The following is a 12,880-nucleotide window of genomic DNA, read 5'->3' on the forward strand; positions in this document are numbered from 1 at the left end:
GGCCGGCGCACTGCTCTCGTCGCCCTTCCGAGTTGAGGTCGTAGACGACTCGGCGGCCCGCCCGCCGGTCGCGGCGCGCCGGCCGAGCACGGCCCCGCGGGCCCGCCGTGAGTCACCTGCGACATCAGCTCGACAGGCGGTCCGCACCCTCGCCAGCGGCAGATCCGGCCCCGAAAACGGCCAGGCCACGTCCACCGGTCCGCCACCGCCGTTTCCGTTGACAGCGCCATCGGAAAGTCTAAACTTACCGTTCGTGGCCACTTACCAAGGACGGATGCTCGACGCGCTGGGCGACCCGACCCGCCGCGCGGTCTTCGAGCTCCTCGCCGGCGGGCCACGCTCCGTCGCCGAGATCGCGGCCGACCTGCCGGTCAGCCGCCCCGCGGTCTCCCAGCACCTCAAGGTGCTCAAGGACGCCGCCCTGGTCTCCTCGACGGCCGTCGGCACCCGCCGCGTCTACGCGCTGGACCCACAGGGCCTGGCGGCCGTGCGCGGCTACTTCGACCAGTTCTGGCAGCAGGCCCTGGCGGCGTTCGCGGACGCCGTCGACAACCCTCCTGAGGAGGCCCCGTGACCACCGACACCGACCCCACCACCGCCGTACGCGCCAGCGTCCGCGTCGAGGCGCCGCCGGAGCGCGCCTTCGAGGTCTTCACCGCCGGCATCGACCGGTGGTGGAACCGCTCGCACCACGTCCAGCCCGGCACGCTCAATAAGATCGGCGTCGAGCCCCGCGTGGGCGGCGGCCTGTGGGAGGAGAACGACGCCGGCGACGTCTGCGTCTGGGGACGGGTGCTCACCTGGGACCCGCCGCGCACCTTCGCGTTCTCCTGGCTCATCGGGCCCGACTGGGGCATCCCCGCTCCCGACGCGCCCGGCAGCCGGGTCACCGTGACGTTCACCCCGGAAGGCGCGGGGACCCGGGTCGACCTGGTGCACGACCGGCTCGACGCCCACGGCCCCGGCTGGGAGAGCGTCCGGGACGGAGTCGGCAGCGACGGCGGATGGCCGGGCGGCCTGCGCGAGTACGCCGCGGCGGTCTGACTCCCCCTCCCGCCCGGTCGGACGGCCGGGCGGGGGAGGTCGGGCGGCCCGTGGACGGGTGACGTGGGCCGTCCGGCACGACGGCATAAACTGGCCGCATGAGGCAGACCTGGTGAGCCGCGCTGGCACGCCCTGCCGCGCCTACGGCCACTCCTGCCTGGCCTACGGCGACCCGGCGACGTTCGACGCCCACGCGGTGCCGTACCTGGCTGCCGGACTCGCCGCCGGGGAACGCGTCTGGTTGGTCGCCCCCGGCGCTCCCGACGACCTGGCCCGCCGGCTGGACCGGCTCCCCGGCCTCCCCGACGCGCTGCGGCGGGGCGCGGCCGTGCTGGTCCCCGTCGAGCAGGCGTACCGGGCCGGCGGGATCATCGACCCGGAGACCCAGGTCCGGGCGTACGCCGCGGCGACCGAGGAGGCGCTGGCCGCGGGCTACACCGGGCTGCGGGTGATGGCCGAGGCGACCAGCCTGGTCCGCACCCCCGCCCAGCGGGACGCGTTCGCCCGCTACGAGCACCTGATCGACCGCTACATCCGCCGGCGGCCGATGTCGGCGATCTGCGCGTACGACCGCCGGGAGCTGGACGACCGGGCGATCGCCGAGCTGGCCTGCCTGCACCCGGAGACCAACACCGACGCGCCGTTCCGGCTGCACGCCACGCTCGGCGACGCGGTGGTGGCGCTCGGCGGCGAGCTGGACCCGTCCAACCACCAGCAGTTCGCCGCCGCGCTGGATCGGGCCGACCCCCGACCGGTCGACGGCCGGGTCGTGGTCGACGGGGCCGCGCTGCGCTTCGTCGACCACCGGTGCCTGCTGCACCTGCGCGACCACGCCCGGCGGCGCGGCGCCACGGCGGTGCTGCGCACGTCCCGGGCCGCGGCCGCCCGGCTGGTCGAGCTGCTGGACCTCACCGAGGTCCGGGTCGAGGTCGTGCGATGAGGACGGGCGCCGCCGCGGGTCACGTCGGCTACTTCCACGAGGCCATCCTCTTCGACTCCGACGAGCACCTGCTCGCCGTGGTGGTGCCGTTCCTGCTCGGCGGCGTCGAGGCGGGCGAGCCGACCGTGGTGGGCCTGGGGGAACGCAACGCGGAACTGGTCCGCCGGGCGCTGCCCGTCGGCTCCGGCGTGACCTTCCTGCCGGGTGGGGAGGTGTATGCCCGGCCGACCGCGGCGATCCGGTCCTACCGGAAGATGCTGGCGGCGTACGTGGCCGGGGGCGCGCGGCAGATCCGGATCGTCGGTGAGCTGCCGGCGGCGGCCCTCGGCTCCACCTGGGACTGGTGGGCCCGCTACGAGTCGGCCATCAACCACGCCTACGACGACTTCCCGCTGTGGAGCATGTGCGCCTACGACACCCGGACCACCCCGCCCCGGGTGCTGGCGGACGTGGCGCGTACCCATCCCCGGGTGGCCGGACCGGACGGCCAGCACCTGCCGAGCGAGGTCTACCGAGAGCCGACGCACTACCTGACCGAGCCCCGGCCGATGCTGCCCGACCCGGTGCAGCGGACGACTCCACTGGTCGAACTGACCGACCCGACCCCGGCGCAGGCCCGCGCCGCCGTGCACGCCGCCGACCAGGGTCAGCTCCCCGGCGACGACGTCGAGGACCTCGCCGTGGCGGTCAGCGAGATGGTGGGCAACGCGCTACGGCACGGCCTCGGGCCGACCCGGATGCGGCTGTGGAGCGGCCCGGACCGGATCGTGGTGACGGTGCACGACCGCGGCCCCGGCCCGAAGGACCCGTATGCCGGGCTGCTGCCGGCGGGTGACGGCGCGGCCGGCGGTCTCGGGCTGTGGATCACCTACCAGTCCTGCAACCACGTGGCGCTGCATCGCGACGCCGACGGTTTCACCGTCCGGCTGACCGCGGGGAACCCCCACTTCCCGGTCTGAGCGGGTCAGCCGTCGGTGAGCACGACGTGCAGCCGGCGCGGGCCGTGCACCCCCTCCACCCGGTTCAGCTCGATGTCGCTGGTGGCCGACGGGCCGCTGATCCAGGTGAGCGGCCGGTCGGGGGTGAGCCGGGTGAGGGCCTCCGGCACCAGGCCGACGACCTGCTCCGGATGGACCACGCAGACGTGCAGGTCGGGCAGCAGGCTGATGGCCCGCCGGCCCTGGTCGGCCCCGGCGTCGAGGACGATCGTGCCGGTCTCGGCGACGGCGACCGCGGCGGCGGTGAGCACGGCGTCCAGCTCCGCGAGCCGGGCGGCGGGCAGGTCGTCGTCGACCACCACCTCCACCGCCGCGGGCCGCCAGTCGGCGGGCAGCCCGGCCGGCACCACCACGGCCCGGGCGCCGGCGGCGGCGAGGATGCCGGCGACGGTGTCGCCAACGTCCACCGCGGCCACCCGGTGCACCTCGGCCCGGTAGTCGGTGAGCCGCCGTTGCAGCAGGTCGACCAGGTCGGGATGGCCCGGCGGCCGGTCGCCCTGGCTCCGGGGCGCGGGGCCCGGCCGGGGCACCGCCGGCGGCGCCGCGGCGAGGGCGGCGCGCAGCCGGGCCAGGACGACCTCGCGCGCGGTCACGATCCGCTCCGGTGCTCGGCCCACCACTGCCGGAAGGTCTGCGGGGGTGCCGCCGGGACGTCCCGGCTGGCGGTCCAGCCGTTCAGCGGCGGCGGCAGGGCGCGGCCGGCGACCCGGCCCAGGCCCGCGGCGCGCTGCGCGGCCGCGTACAGGCGCGGGTGGTCCATGGTGTACGCGGCTGCGGCCATGGTCGCCGCCTCGCCGGCCGAGTGCGGGCTGCCGGCGCGCAGGTGCACCAGCAGCTCCGGAATGTTGATCATCACCGGGCAGGCGTCGTAGCAGGCCCCGCAGAGCGACGACGCGTACGGCAGGGAGGCGTTGTCGGCGACGCCGGTGAGCTGCGGGGAGAGCACCGCGCCGATCGGCCCGGGATAGACCGACCCGTACGCGTGCCCGCCGGTGCGCTCGTACACCGGGCAGACGTTGAGGCAGGCGGAGCAGCGGATGCAGTGCAGCGCCTGCCGCCCGACCTCGTCGGCGAGCACCGCGCTGCGCCCGTTGTCCAGCAGCACCAGGTGCACCTGCTGCGGCCCGTCGCCGGGGGTGACCCCGGTCCACATCGACGTGTAGGGGTTCATCCGTTCCCCGGTGGACGCCCGCGGCAGCAGCTGCAGGAACACCCCCAGGTCGGCCCAGGTGGGAATCACCTTCTCGATGCCCATCACGGTGATCAGGGTCTCCGGGAGGGTCAGGCACATCCGGCCGTTCCCCTCCGACTCGACCACCGCGAGGGTGCCGGTCTCGGCGACGGCGAAGTTCGCCCCGGAGACCGCCACCCGGGTGCTGAGGAAGGTCTCGCGCAGGTGCCGGCGGGCCGCCGCCGCGAGGGCCGCCGGCTCGTCGGTCAGCGCCGGGTCGACGCCGGGCATCTCGCGCAGGAAGATCTCCCGGATCTCGGCCCGGTTGCGGTGGATGGCGGGCACCAGGATGTGGCTGGGCTGGTCCCGACCCAACTGGACGATCAGCTCGGCCAGGTCGGTCTCCACCGGCTCGATGCCGGCGGCCTCGAGAGCTTCGTTCAGGCCGATCTCCTGGGTGGCCATCGACTTGACCTTCATCACCCGGTCGGCGCCGGTGGCCCGGACCAGGTCGGTGACGATCCGGTTCGCCTCGACCGCGTCGGCCGCCCAGTGCACGGTGCCGCCGGCCGCGGTGACCGCCGCCTCCAGTTGTTCCAGCAGTTCCGGCAGGCGGGCCATGGTGTCACTCTTGATCGCCCGGCCGGCGGCCCGCAGCTGCGGCCAGTCCGGCACCTCGGCGATCACCGCCCCGGACTTGGCGCGGATGGTGGTGGTGGCGTGGCCGAGGTTGCGGCGCAGTTGGGCGTCGGCGAGCGCGCGGCGGGCAGCGGCCGGGAACGGCTCGTCGCCGCGCAGGTGCCCCACCCCCCGCGGCGCCGTGGTGGGCATGCCCAGGAAGGTCCGCGTCACGGTCGCACCCCCATCCGGTCGCGCTCCCCGGCCGTCTCCGAGCGTCCCGTACTGGCCAGGATCTCCGCCAGATGCACCGTGCGCACGCCCGCTCGGAGCCGGGACAGGCCGCCGCCGATGTGCATCAGGCAGGAGGCGTCCCCGGCGGTGCACACGTCGGCCCGCGTCGTCAGCACGTTGCGCATCTTGTCGGCCAGCATCGCGGTCGACGTGTCCGCGTTCTTCACCGCGAAGGTGCCCCCGAACCCGCAGCACTGCTCGGCCTGCGGCAACTCCACCAGGTCCAGGCCCCGCACCGCCCGCAGCAGCCGCACCGGCCGGTCCCCCACCCGCAGCATCCGCAGCGAGTGGCAGGTCGGGTGGTACGTCACCCGGTGCGGGTAGTACGCCCCCACGTCGGTCACCCCCAGCACGTCGACCAGCAGCTCCGACAGCTCGTACGTGCGCCGGCCGACCTCCTCCGCCCGGCTGGCCAGCCGCTCGTCGCCGGCCCGCCGGGCCACCATCGCGTGCTGGTGCCGCACCGAGCCGACACACGAGCCCGATGGGGCGACCACCACGTCGTACGGGGCGAAGACCCGCACGTGCCGGCGGACCAGCCGCAACGCCTGGTCCGGATAGCCGGTGTTGACGTGCATCTGCCCGCAGCAGGTCTGGTCGGCGGGGAAGTCGACCTGGTGGCCGAGGCGCTCCAGCAGTCGGACCGTCGCCTTCGCCGCCTCGGGGAAGAGGGTGTCGGCGAGGCAGGTGACGAACAGGGCGATCCGCATCTTCAGCCCTCCCGGCTCGGGACCGGCCCGCCGAGGGCCGGGGTGGGGCGGGGCCCGCGCGGCGACGACGGTACCGTTGCGCCTCATCATGCCCTGCGGGGCGGTCATCCGCCGGCCTGACGCTGGCGAACCGACGGAGGATGGCGAATGTCCAACGGCGAGGAACCGTTCGCACCCCACGACGACGTGTCCGGGCGGCCGAGGTTCGAGACGGCGTTGCGTGGCTACGACAAGCGCCAGGTGGACCGGTACGTCGAGCAGATGGACGGCGAGCTGTCCGGGTTGACGGCCGACCGGGACCGGGCGTACGCGCAGGCGCGGGAGCTGGCCACGCAGCTGCAGCGGGCGCAGACCGAGGCGGCCGAGCTGCGCCAGCGGCCCGCGCCGGTGGACCGGGCGTCCTTCCGGGACCTCGGCCCGATGGTGGATCAGATCATCGAGCTGGCCGAGCGGCAGGCCGGGCAGATCAGCGAGAGCGCCGGCAAGCGCGCCGCCGAGCTCCAGTCGCAGGCCGAGAAGGTGCTGACCGCAGCCCAGGAGGAGGCCGCCCGCGAGCTGCGGGAGCTGGAGGAGGAGCTGTCCACCCGCCGCGCCGAGCACGAGAAGGCGGACGAGGAGCGACGGACCGCCGCCCAGGCGGAGCTGACCGCGATCCGGGAGCTGGCGGAGAAGCTCCGGTCGGAGGGCCAGGCCGCGCACGACCGGGCGCAGCAGGAGGCGAAGCGGATCGCCGACCAGAGCGCCCAGCAGGTGGAGCAGGCCCGTTCGGCGTCCGAGGCGCTGGTGAAGGCGGCCCGCACCCAGATCCAGCAGGAGGTGCAGGCGAACCGGAGCAAGGCCCAGCAGGAGCTGGCCCAGTGGCAGGCCACCATGGCCCGCGAGCTGGACGAGCGACGGGCCGCCGCCGAGCAGGAGCTGGCCGACCGGGCCAGCGCCGCCGAACGGGACATCGCCGCGCTGGTCGAGGAGGCGCAGCAGTACGCCACCGAGGTGCGTGAACGCGCCGACGAGGAGAAGGCGGCCCACCAGGAGCAGCTGTCCACCGTGCAGCAGGAGATCCAGCAGCGGCAGGAGGCCGTGGCGCAGCTGCGGGCCGAGCTGGAGACCGTGAGCGAGCAGCTCGAACAGACCCGGCAGGAGATCTCGGCGGTCGAGCAGCAGGGCGCCGACCTGGAGGAGCGCCTGGTGGAGGTGCGCCGGGACCTGACCACCGAGACGCGGCGGCTGGACGAGGCGCGCCGGGCGGCGGACCTGGCGGAGCAGCACGCGAAGGAGACCCGGGCCCGGGTGCAGCGCGAGGCGAAGCGGGTGGCGGACCTGGCCGCGGCGGCGGTCATGGCGGCCGCGGCGGGCGGCGCGGAGACCGCCGAGTATCCGCAGGTGGCGGTCCGGCCGGTCGCCGAGGTCGCCGATCCCGTGCCGGCCGACCGGGTCCCGGCCGACCGGACGCCGGAGGAGCGGCCCGCCGGCGAGGCGCGCAGCGAGCGGCCCTCCCTGGACGGACCCAGCTTCAACGCCTTCGCCGTCCGTAGCCCGGCGCCGCGGACCGCCCGGGACGAGGAAGCCCTGGCGGAGCCGGCCGCGGACCCCGACGCGGAGCTCCCGGCGAACGCCTGAGCCCGGCTCGCGCTGACCGGCGCCCGGGCGGGCGCCGGTCAGGAGTCGGCCGGCACCCCGGCGTCCAGCTGCCCGATCACCGGGGCGAGCAGCGCGTCCAGCTCCCGGGTGAGCACCGCGACCGCTCGCCGGGCGGCGGCGGGAACGGCCTCACCCGGCCCGTCCGGGGCCGGCGGCAGGTCGTCGAGCGGCAACGGCGCCTCCACCTGGAGCGTGGCCCGCAGGTGCGGGGTGCGGGTCAGGTCCCGCTCGGTGGGTGTGACGAACTGGCCGAACACCTCCGGCCAGTCCCGCCACCCGCGGTCCCGCTGCCACTGGCGGCTCCAGGTCAGCTCGGCGGGCCACCGGGAGACCAGGGTCACCGCGCAGGTGAGGCTGCCGTCCCACGGGCTGCGTGCGCAGGTCGCGGCGACGACCCGGCGGTGCCAGCGCACGTACGGCGGGTCCAGCGTGGTGGCCAGCCGCCAGGCGATCACCGCGAACGCGACCGGGGCGATGTCGCCCCAGACGTCGGCGAACTCGTCCATGCGGCGGGACACCTCGGCCTCGTACCGACCGTGACCGGCGCTGCCCCGCTCCCGGTCGAGCTGCTCGTCGAGCCAGAACGCCCGGACTGTCGTCATCGCCGCTCCCGTCCGCCGTGTGCCGCCTCCATGATGGCCCGTGGCGACCGTGGCGGGCGGCCGTACCGGAGTGTGGCTCAGTCGCGGCGCAGCGCGGCGGCCAGCGCACCGAGGTACCGGGCCACCGGGCCGGCGGTGAGCACCCCGCTGCCGGCCCCGGCCAGCTCGTCAGCGGCCGGGAGCAGCTCGGCGTGCAGCCGCGCGATCGCGGCCTGGTCGTCCAGGGCGAGCGCGACCCGGGCGGCGACGCAGAGCCGTGCCTCGCGCAGCAGGTCGTGCGGTGACTCCGGCAGCGACCGCAGCGCGGCGGCGGCCTCGTCCCGGCGGCCGGCGGCCAGCGCGGCCAGCGGTCGCACCCACGACGCGTACGGGCCCCAGCCCCCGTCCTCGGCCAGTGCCGGCCGGATGTCGCCGTCGGTGGCGAGGCGCAGGCAGAGCAGGGCGAACGGCAGCAGTCCCGGCGCCATGCCCGGCATCTGCCCGGCGTCGAGTCGCAGGTCGGCCGCCCGGTACGCCGCCTCGGCCTCCGCCGGGCGTCCGGCGATCGCCAGCCGGAGGGCGGCGTACCAGGCGGTGAAGACGCCGACGAGGGGCAACTCGTACCGCTCGGCGAGCCGGTCGGCGGCGGCCGCGTGGCCGTCGGCAGTGGCCAGGTCGGCGCGGGCGGCGTGGGCCTGGAGTGCAATGAGGTGCCCGAGCACCTCGAAGGTCACCAGGTGGTGGCGGGCGGCCAGGTCGACGAGTTCGGCGCCGATGCGGGCCCGCTCGGGAGCCAGGCCGGTACGCGCGAACTCGTGCAGGAAGCGGGCGTTGAGGGCGAAGGCCAGCAGCGCGGGGTCGCCGACCTGCCGGGCGGTCGCCTCCGCCTCGGCCGCCGCCCGCCGGCCCCGATCGGTGGTGCTGCCGCGCAGTTCGAGGGCGAGGGTGCTGAGCAGGCGGCTGCGTCGTTCCGCCTGGTCGGCGGGGAGCGCGGCGAGGGCGCGGGCGGCGGCGTCGACGATCTGGCGGGACAGCTCCTCGTCGTCGTTACGGGTCCACACGGCCGGCACGTCGAAGGCGGCCAGCACGTCCGCGGTCAGCTCGGGGTCGTCGAGCCGCTCGACCGTGGCGACCGCCTCGGCCCGCAGCCGGCGGGTCCGGTCGAGGTGGCCGGTGACGGCGAGGTTGCGTCCCCAGCCGATGACGGCGGCCAGCCGTGCCCGCACGTCGTCGTCGCCAGCCCGGTCCTGGGCGGCGACGACCTGCTGCCAGAGCCGGGACGCCTCGTGCGGGCGGCAGCGTCGCTCGGCCTGCTCGGCCGCCGCCCGGCCGTAGCGGGCCGCGGCGGTCGCGGCGGTGCGGCCGGTGGCCTGCCCGAAGTGGTGGGCGAGGGCGGCGACGTCGTCGGGCCGCAGCCGTTGCAGGGCCGCGCCGACGGCCGCGTGCCAGCGGGCCCGGCGCGGCGCCGACAGGTCGGTGTAGAGGGTGTCGCGGACCAGGATGTGGCTGAACCGGCTGCCGTCCGGGGTGAGGAACCCGGCCTGCGCGGCCCGGTCCACCGCGTCGAGCATCGCGTCCTCGCCGACGACGGCCGCCAGCACGTCCGCGTCGACGTCGCGGCCGATCACCGCGGCGTGTCGCAGCACCGTACGGGTCGTCTCGGGCAGCTGCGCCAGGCGGTGCCGGAGGACGTCCCGCACGCCGGCCGGCACGGTGTCCAGCGCGGCGGCACCCTCGGCGGCGAGCAGCCGGGCCAGCTCCCGGACGAAGAACGGGTTGCCGCCGCTGCGCCGGTGCAACAGCCGCACGGCGTCCCGGTCCACCTCCGCCCCGGCCAGCGCCCGCACCAGGTCGGCGGTGTCGACCTCGGACAGCCCGCCCAGGTAGACCCGGACGGGTTCGGTGCGGGCGAGACGGCCGAGGGCCGTGGTCAGTTCCGGGGTGATGCCGGTGGCCCGGTACGTGCCGACCACCAGCACCGGCCCGGTGACCGGCTCCGGCCCGGTGAGCAGGGCGGTCAGCAGGTCGAGGGTGTCCTCGTCGGCCCGGTGCAGGTCGTCGAGGACCACCAGCAGGGGTCCCCCTCGGGCCGCCGCGGTGAGCCGGGTCGCGGCGACCCGGTGCAGCCGGAGCCGGGCCACGGCGGGGTCGGCGCCGGCCTCCGGGGCCGGCGCGCCGGACGGTCCGGGCAGCGCGATGGCGATCTGGGTCCACGGCCAGGCGGCCGGTCCCCCCTCGTACTCGGGTACCCGCCCCCAGGCGCGGGTCCACCCGGCGCGGGCGAGCCGGCCGGCGAGCGCCTCGACGAGGGCGGTCTTGCCCGCACCGGCGTCCCCGGAGACCAGGGCGAGCCCGGGACGGCCACGCCGGGCCACGTCCTGCGCGGTCCACGCCAGCGCGGCCAGTTCGTCGCCGCGCCCGACGAAGGGGCGCGGCCCGCCCCGGGGCACCGCGGCGGGTGTTTCGTCCGGCGCCTCGACGTCGGGCGGCGCCGGTGGTGGCTCGCCGGCGGCGGCACCCGCGCCGGCCGTGTCGGGCCGGGGCGCCGGCGCACCGACGCCGGCGGGTGGCGCGTCGAGGTGCGGGGCCTGGGCGAGAATGTCGGCCTCGAGCCGGCGCAGGCGGGGGCCCGGATCCACGCCCAACTCCCGGACCAGGGCCGCCCGGGCCCGCCGCAGCGCGGCGAGGGCGTCGCCCTGGCGGCCCGCCCGGTAGAGGGCGACCGCGAGCAGGTGCCAGGCCTCCTCCCGGAACGGCTGGGCGGCCGTGTGGGCCCCCAGGTCGGAGGCGGCCTCGGCGGTCCGGCCCAGCGCCAGCAGCGCCGCGGCGCGCCGCTCCACCGCGAGCATCCGCAGCTCGTCCAGCCGGTCGATCTCCGCCCGCGCCCAGCCCTGGTCGGCGAACTCGGCGTAGGCGGGTCCGCGCCAGAGGGCGAGCGCGTCGTCCAGGTCTGCCAGCGCCACCCCGGCGCGGCCGGCCGCGAGCAGTTCGCCGGCCTCCCCCACCGCCGCCTCGAACCGCCCGGCGTCGACCGTGTCCGGGGCGGCCGGCAGCGCGTAGCCCGGTGGGCTGGTGACCAGCAACCGGGCCGGTTGTCGCGGCGGCCGGTCGGGCTCCAGGGCCCGGCGCAGGTCGGCGACGAAGGTCCGGACGGCCGCGACCGCGCCCTCCGGCGGCTCCGCCCAGAGGTCGCCGACGAGCCGGTCGACCGGCACCACCCGGCCCCGGGCGACCAGCAGCCGCGCCAGCACCGCCCGCTGCCGGGCACCCCGCAGCGGTACGGGCCCCCGGTCGCCGACCGCCTCCACCGGCCCGAGCACGCCGAAGGTCACCGTGGGTGTGCTCGGCGGGCTGCTCACCCGCCCACTCTAGGCAGCCGCCGGCCGGCGGGCGGCCGCTGCCGGCAGGGCACTCATCCGACGCTGATCCGCTGCTCATCCGCCCCGGGCAGGCTCGACGGGCACCCGACGTCACCGGAGAGGAACTTCCGTGGAACCGATCATCAACGGATTCGAACAGCGCCGCGTCACCGTCGCCGACGGGGTCACCCTGCACGCCGCCGTCGGCGGCACGGGCAGCCCGATCGTGCTGCTGCACGGGTTCCCGCAGACCCACCTGATGTGGCGGCACGTCGCCGCCGACCTGGCCGCCGACCACACGGTCATCTGCCCCGACCTGCGCGGCTACGGCGCCAGCGACAAGCCGGTCGACACCGACGGCACGGCGTACGCGAAGCGGACCATGGCCGCCGACGTCGTGGCCCTCGCCCGGACGCTGGGGCACGAGCGGTTCGCCCTGGCCGGGCACGACCGCGGCGCCCTGGTCGCCATCCGCGCCGGCCTGGACCATCCGGCCGTGGTGACCCACCTGGCCTCGCTGGACGTGCTGCCCACCCTCGACATGTGGGAGGTCATGCACGGGATCAGCGCCGCCGTCGGGTTCCACCTCTACCTGATGGCGCAGCCGCCCGGCCTGCCCGAGCAGCTGATCGGGGCTGCCCCGGACGCCTTCTTCGGCCACTTCCTGGACAGCTGGGGCGGCGACCCGGACGCGATGCCCGCCGACGTCCGGGCCGCCTACCTGCGGGCCTGCCGGGCGGCGGTGCCCTCGATCGTCGCGGACTACCGGGCGTCGGCCGGCATCGACGTCGCGCACGACCGGGCGGACCGGGCGGCGGGGAACCGGCTGCGGATGCCGGTGACCGTGCTCCAGCAGGACTGGGGTTCCGCGCTGGGCTTCGACGCGGCCGCGCTGTGGCGGGCGTGGGCGCCGGACCTGCGGCACGTGCCGGTGTCGTACGGCCACTTCATGGCGGAGGAGGCGCCGGCCGAGGTGGTGAAGGAGTTGCGCGCGTTGCTGGCCCGGTGATCGCCGGGCGCGACCGGCGGCCTGCGGGCTCTTGCCGTGGACCTTGAAGTATGCAAATATTCTGATCACTTTGCGTGTGGTTCCGACTCCGGGGGGTTGATCAAAGTGCGGAAGGTTTCCTCGATAGCGGCGGCCGTCACGCTGACCGTCGGCGGCACGGGTGTCGCGGTGGTCAGCGTGGCGGCGCCGGCGAGCGCGACGTGCAGCCACGCCCACTCCAACATCGACAGCGCCTACGGCCAGCTCTTCAACGCCAGCAACGTCAACATCCGCTCCGGTCCGCACACCAGCTGCGCCTCCCTGGGGTACGGGCAGCTCACCCACAGCGTCGACTTCCACTGCTACACCAGCGGCGACCGGGTCACCGCGAACGGGCACACCACCTACACCTGGACCTACCTGAAGGACACCTCCACCGGGGTGTCCGGCTGGGTCGCCGACGCCCTGCTGGACGGCCTCGGCAGCGGCATCGCCTGCTGACCGGCCCCGCACGGCCCGCGCCGAGCGGGCAGGATGAC

At 76.1% G+C, this 12,880-nt stretch carries 12 protein-coding genes; 7 read left to right on the plus strand and 5 right to left on the minus strand.

Annotation, left to right across the window (positions count from 1 at the left end; all coding sequences use genetic code 11):
- Nucleotides 1-253 precede the first annotated feature (253 nt).
- The 4 genes from Q2K19_RS01110 to Q2K19_RS01125 all read left to right on the plus strand — a co-directional run bounded on the left by Q2K19_RS01110 (nucleotide 254) and on the right by Q2K19_RS01125 (nucleotide 2,943).
- A complete protein-coding gene (locus Q2K19_RS01110) occupies nucleotides 254-574 on the plus strand; it encodes an ArsR/SmtB family transcription factor (RefSeq protein WP_302766827.1) in 321 nt (106 codons plus the stop codon).
- Nucleotides 571-1,044: an SRPBCC family protein gene (locus Q2K19_RS01115; protein WP_302766828.1), complete on the plus strand. Its 474-nt coding sequence runs from the start codon at nucleotides 571-573 to the stop codon at nucleotides 1,042-1,044. Before Q2K19_RS01110 ends, Q2K19_RS01115 begins: the two co-directional genes overlap by 4 nt.
- Nucleotides 1,045-1,156: 112 nt before the next feature.
- The gene (locus Q2K19_RS01120) at nucleotides 1,157-1,984 is read left to right on the plus strand and encodes an MEDS domain-containing protein (RefSeq protein ID WP_302766829.1); all 828 of its coding nucleotides are present in this window, start codon (nucleotides 1,157-1,159) and stop codon (nucleotides 1,982-1,984) included.
- Nucleotides 1,981-2,943, plus strand: a complete 963-nt coding sequence (locus Q2K19_RS01125) for a sensor histidine kinase (protein ID WP_302766830.1) — start codon at nucleotides 1,981-1,983, stop codon at nucleotides 2,941-2,943. Before Q2K19_RS01120 ends, Q2K19_RS01125 begins: the two co-directional genes overlap by 4 nt.
- A 5-nt stretch (nucleotides 2,944-2,948) precedes the next feature.
- Here Q2K19_RS01125 and Q2K19_RS01130 read toward each other — a convergent pair whose 3' ends face one another.
- The 3 genes from Q2K19_RS01130 to Q2K19_RS01140 are packed head-to-tail and all read right to left on the minus strand — an operon-like array spanning nucleotide 2,949 to nucleotide 5,775.
- Complete coding sequence (locus Q2K19_RS01130) at nucleotides 2,949-3,575, minus strand: LutC/YkgG family protein (RefSeq protein ID WP_302766831.1); 627 nt, start codon at nucleotides 3,573-3,575, stop codon at nucleotides 2,949-2,951.
- Nucleotides 3,572-4,984 (minus strand): lactate utilization protein B, encoded by a 1,413-nt coding sequence (locus Q2K19_RS01135; RefSeq protein ID WP_302772192.1) that lies wholly within the window; start codon nucleotides 4,982-4,984, stop codon nucleotides 3,572-3,574. The genes Q2K19_RS01130 and Q2K19_RS01135 overlap by 4 nt, the downstream gene beginning before the upstream one ends.
- 17 nt (nucleotides 4,985-5,001) lie before the next feature.
- A complete protein-coding gene (locus tag Q2K19_RS01140) occupies nucleotides 5,002-5,775 on the minus strand; it encodes a (Fe-S)-binding protein (RefSeq protein WP_302766833.1) in 774 nt (257 codons plus the stop codon).
- 147 nt (nucleotides 5,776-5,922) lie between these two features.
- Between Q2K19_RS01140 and Q2K19_RS01145 the strand changes: the two genes are divergently transcribed.
- Nucleotides 5,923-7,392, plus strand: coding sequence for a coiled-coil domain-containing protein (locus tag Q2K19_RS01145; RefSeq protein ID WP_302766834.1), 1,470 nt, complete (start codon nucleotides 5,923-5,925; stop codon nucleotides 7,390-7,392).
- Between the two features lie 38 nt (nucleotides 7,393-7,430).
- Here Q2K19_RS01145 and Q2K19_RS01150 read toward each other — a convergent pair whose 3' ends face one another.
- Nucleotides 7,431-8,015 carry a hypothetical protein gene (locus tag Q2K19_RS01150; protein WP_302766836.1) on the minus strand — a complete coding sequence of 195 codons (585 nt, stop codon included), beginning with the start codon at nucleotides 8,013-8,015 and terminating at the stop codon, nucleotides 7,431-7,433.
- A gap of 77 nt (nucleotides 8,016-8,092) precedes the next feature.
- Nucleotides 8,093-11,353, minus strand: a complete 3,261-nt coding sequence (locus Q2K19_RS01155) for a BTAD domain-containing putative transcriptional regulator (RefSeq protein WP_302766837.1) — start codon at nucleotides 11,351-11,353, stop codon at nucleotides 8,093-8,095.
- Nucleotides 11,354-11,483: 130 nt separating this feature from the next.
- Here Q2K19_RS01155 and Q2K19_RS01160 point away from each other — a divergent pair, with 130 nt between their 5' ends.
- Together Q2K19_RS01160 and Q2K19_RS01165 are read left to right on the plus strand one after the other, a co-directional pair.
- Nucleotides 11,484-12,362: an alpha/beta fold hydrolase gene (locus Q2K19_RS01160; protein WP_302766839.1), complete on the plus strand. Its 879-nt coding sequence runs from the start codon at nucleotides 11,484-11,486 to the stop codon at nucleotides 12,360-12,362.
- A 105-nt stretch (nucleotides 12,363-12,467) separates the two neighbouring features.
- The gene (locus Q2K19_RS01165) at nucleotides 12,468-12,842 is read left to right on the plus strand and encodes an SH3 domain-containing protein (RefSeq protein ID WP_302766841.1); all 375 of its coding nucleotides are present in this window, start codon (nucleotides 12,468-12,470) and stop codon (nucleotides 12,840-12,842) included.
- The last annotated feature ends 38 nt before the right edge of the window (nucleotides 12,843-12,880 follow it).

Origin of the sequence: Micromonospora sp. NBRC 110009 (genome assembly GCF_030518795.1) — a bacterium.
Taxonomy (GTDB): domain Bacteria; phylum Actinomycetota; class Actinomycetes; order Mycobacteriales; family Micromonosporaceae; genus Micromonospora.

What these genes read in the sequence shown, in the direction of transcription:
- Q2K19_RS01145 (WP_302766834.1), top strand. Translation starts at nt 5,923, where the DNA reads ATGTCCAACGGCGAGGAACCGTTCGCACCCCACGACGACGTGTCCGGG.
- Q2K19_RS01150 (WP_302766836.1), bottom strand. Translation starts at nt 8,015, where the DNA reads ATGACGACAGTCCGGGCGTTCTGGCTCGACGAGCAGCTCGACCGGGAG.
- Q2K19_RS01125 (WP_302766830.1), top strand. Translation starts at nt 1,981, where the DNA reads ATGAGGACGGGCGCCGCCGCGGGTCACGTCGGCTACTTCCACGAGGCC.
- Q2K19_RS01135 (WP_302772192.1), bottom strand. Translation starts at nt 4,984, where the DNA reads ATGCCCACCACGGCGCCGCGGGGGGTGGGGCACCTGCGCGGCGACGAG.
- Q2K19_RS01140 (WP_302766833.1), bottom strand. Translation starts at nt 5,775, where the DNA reads ATGCGGATCGCCCTGTTCGTCACCTGCCTCGCCGACACCCTCTTCCCC.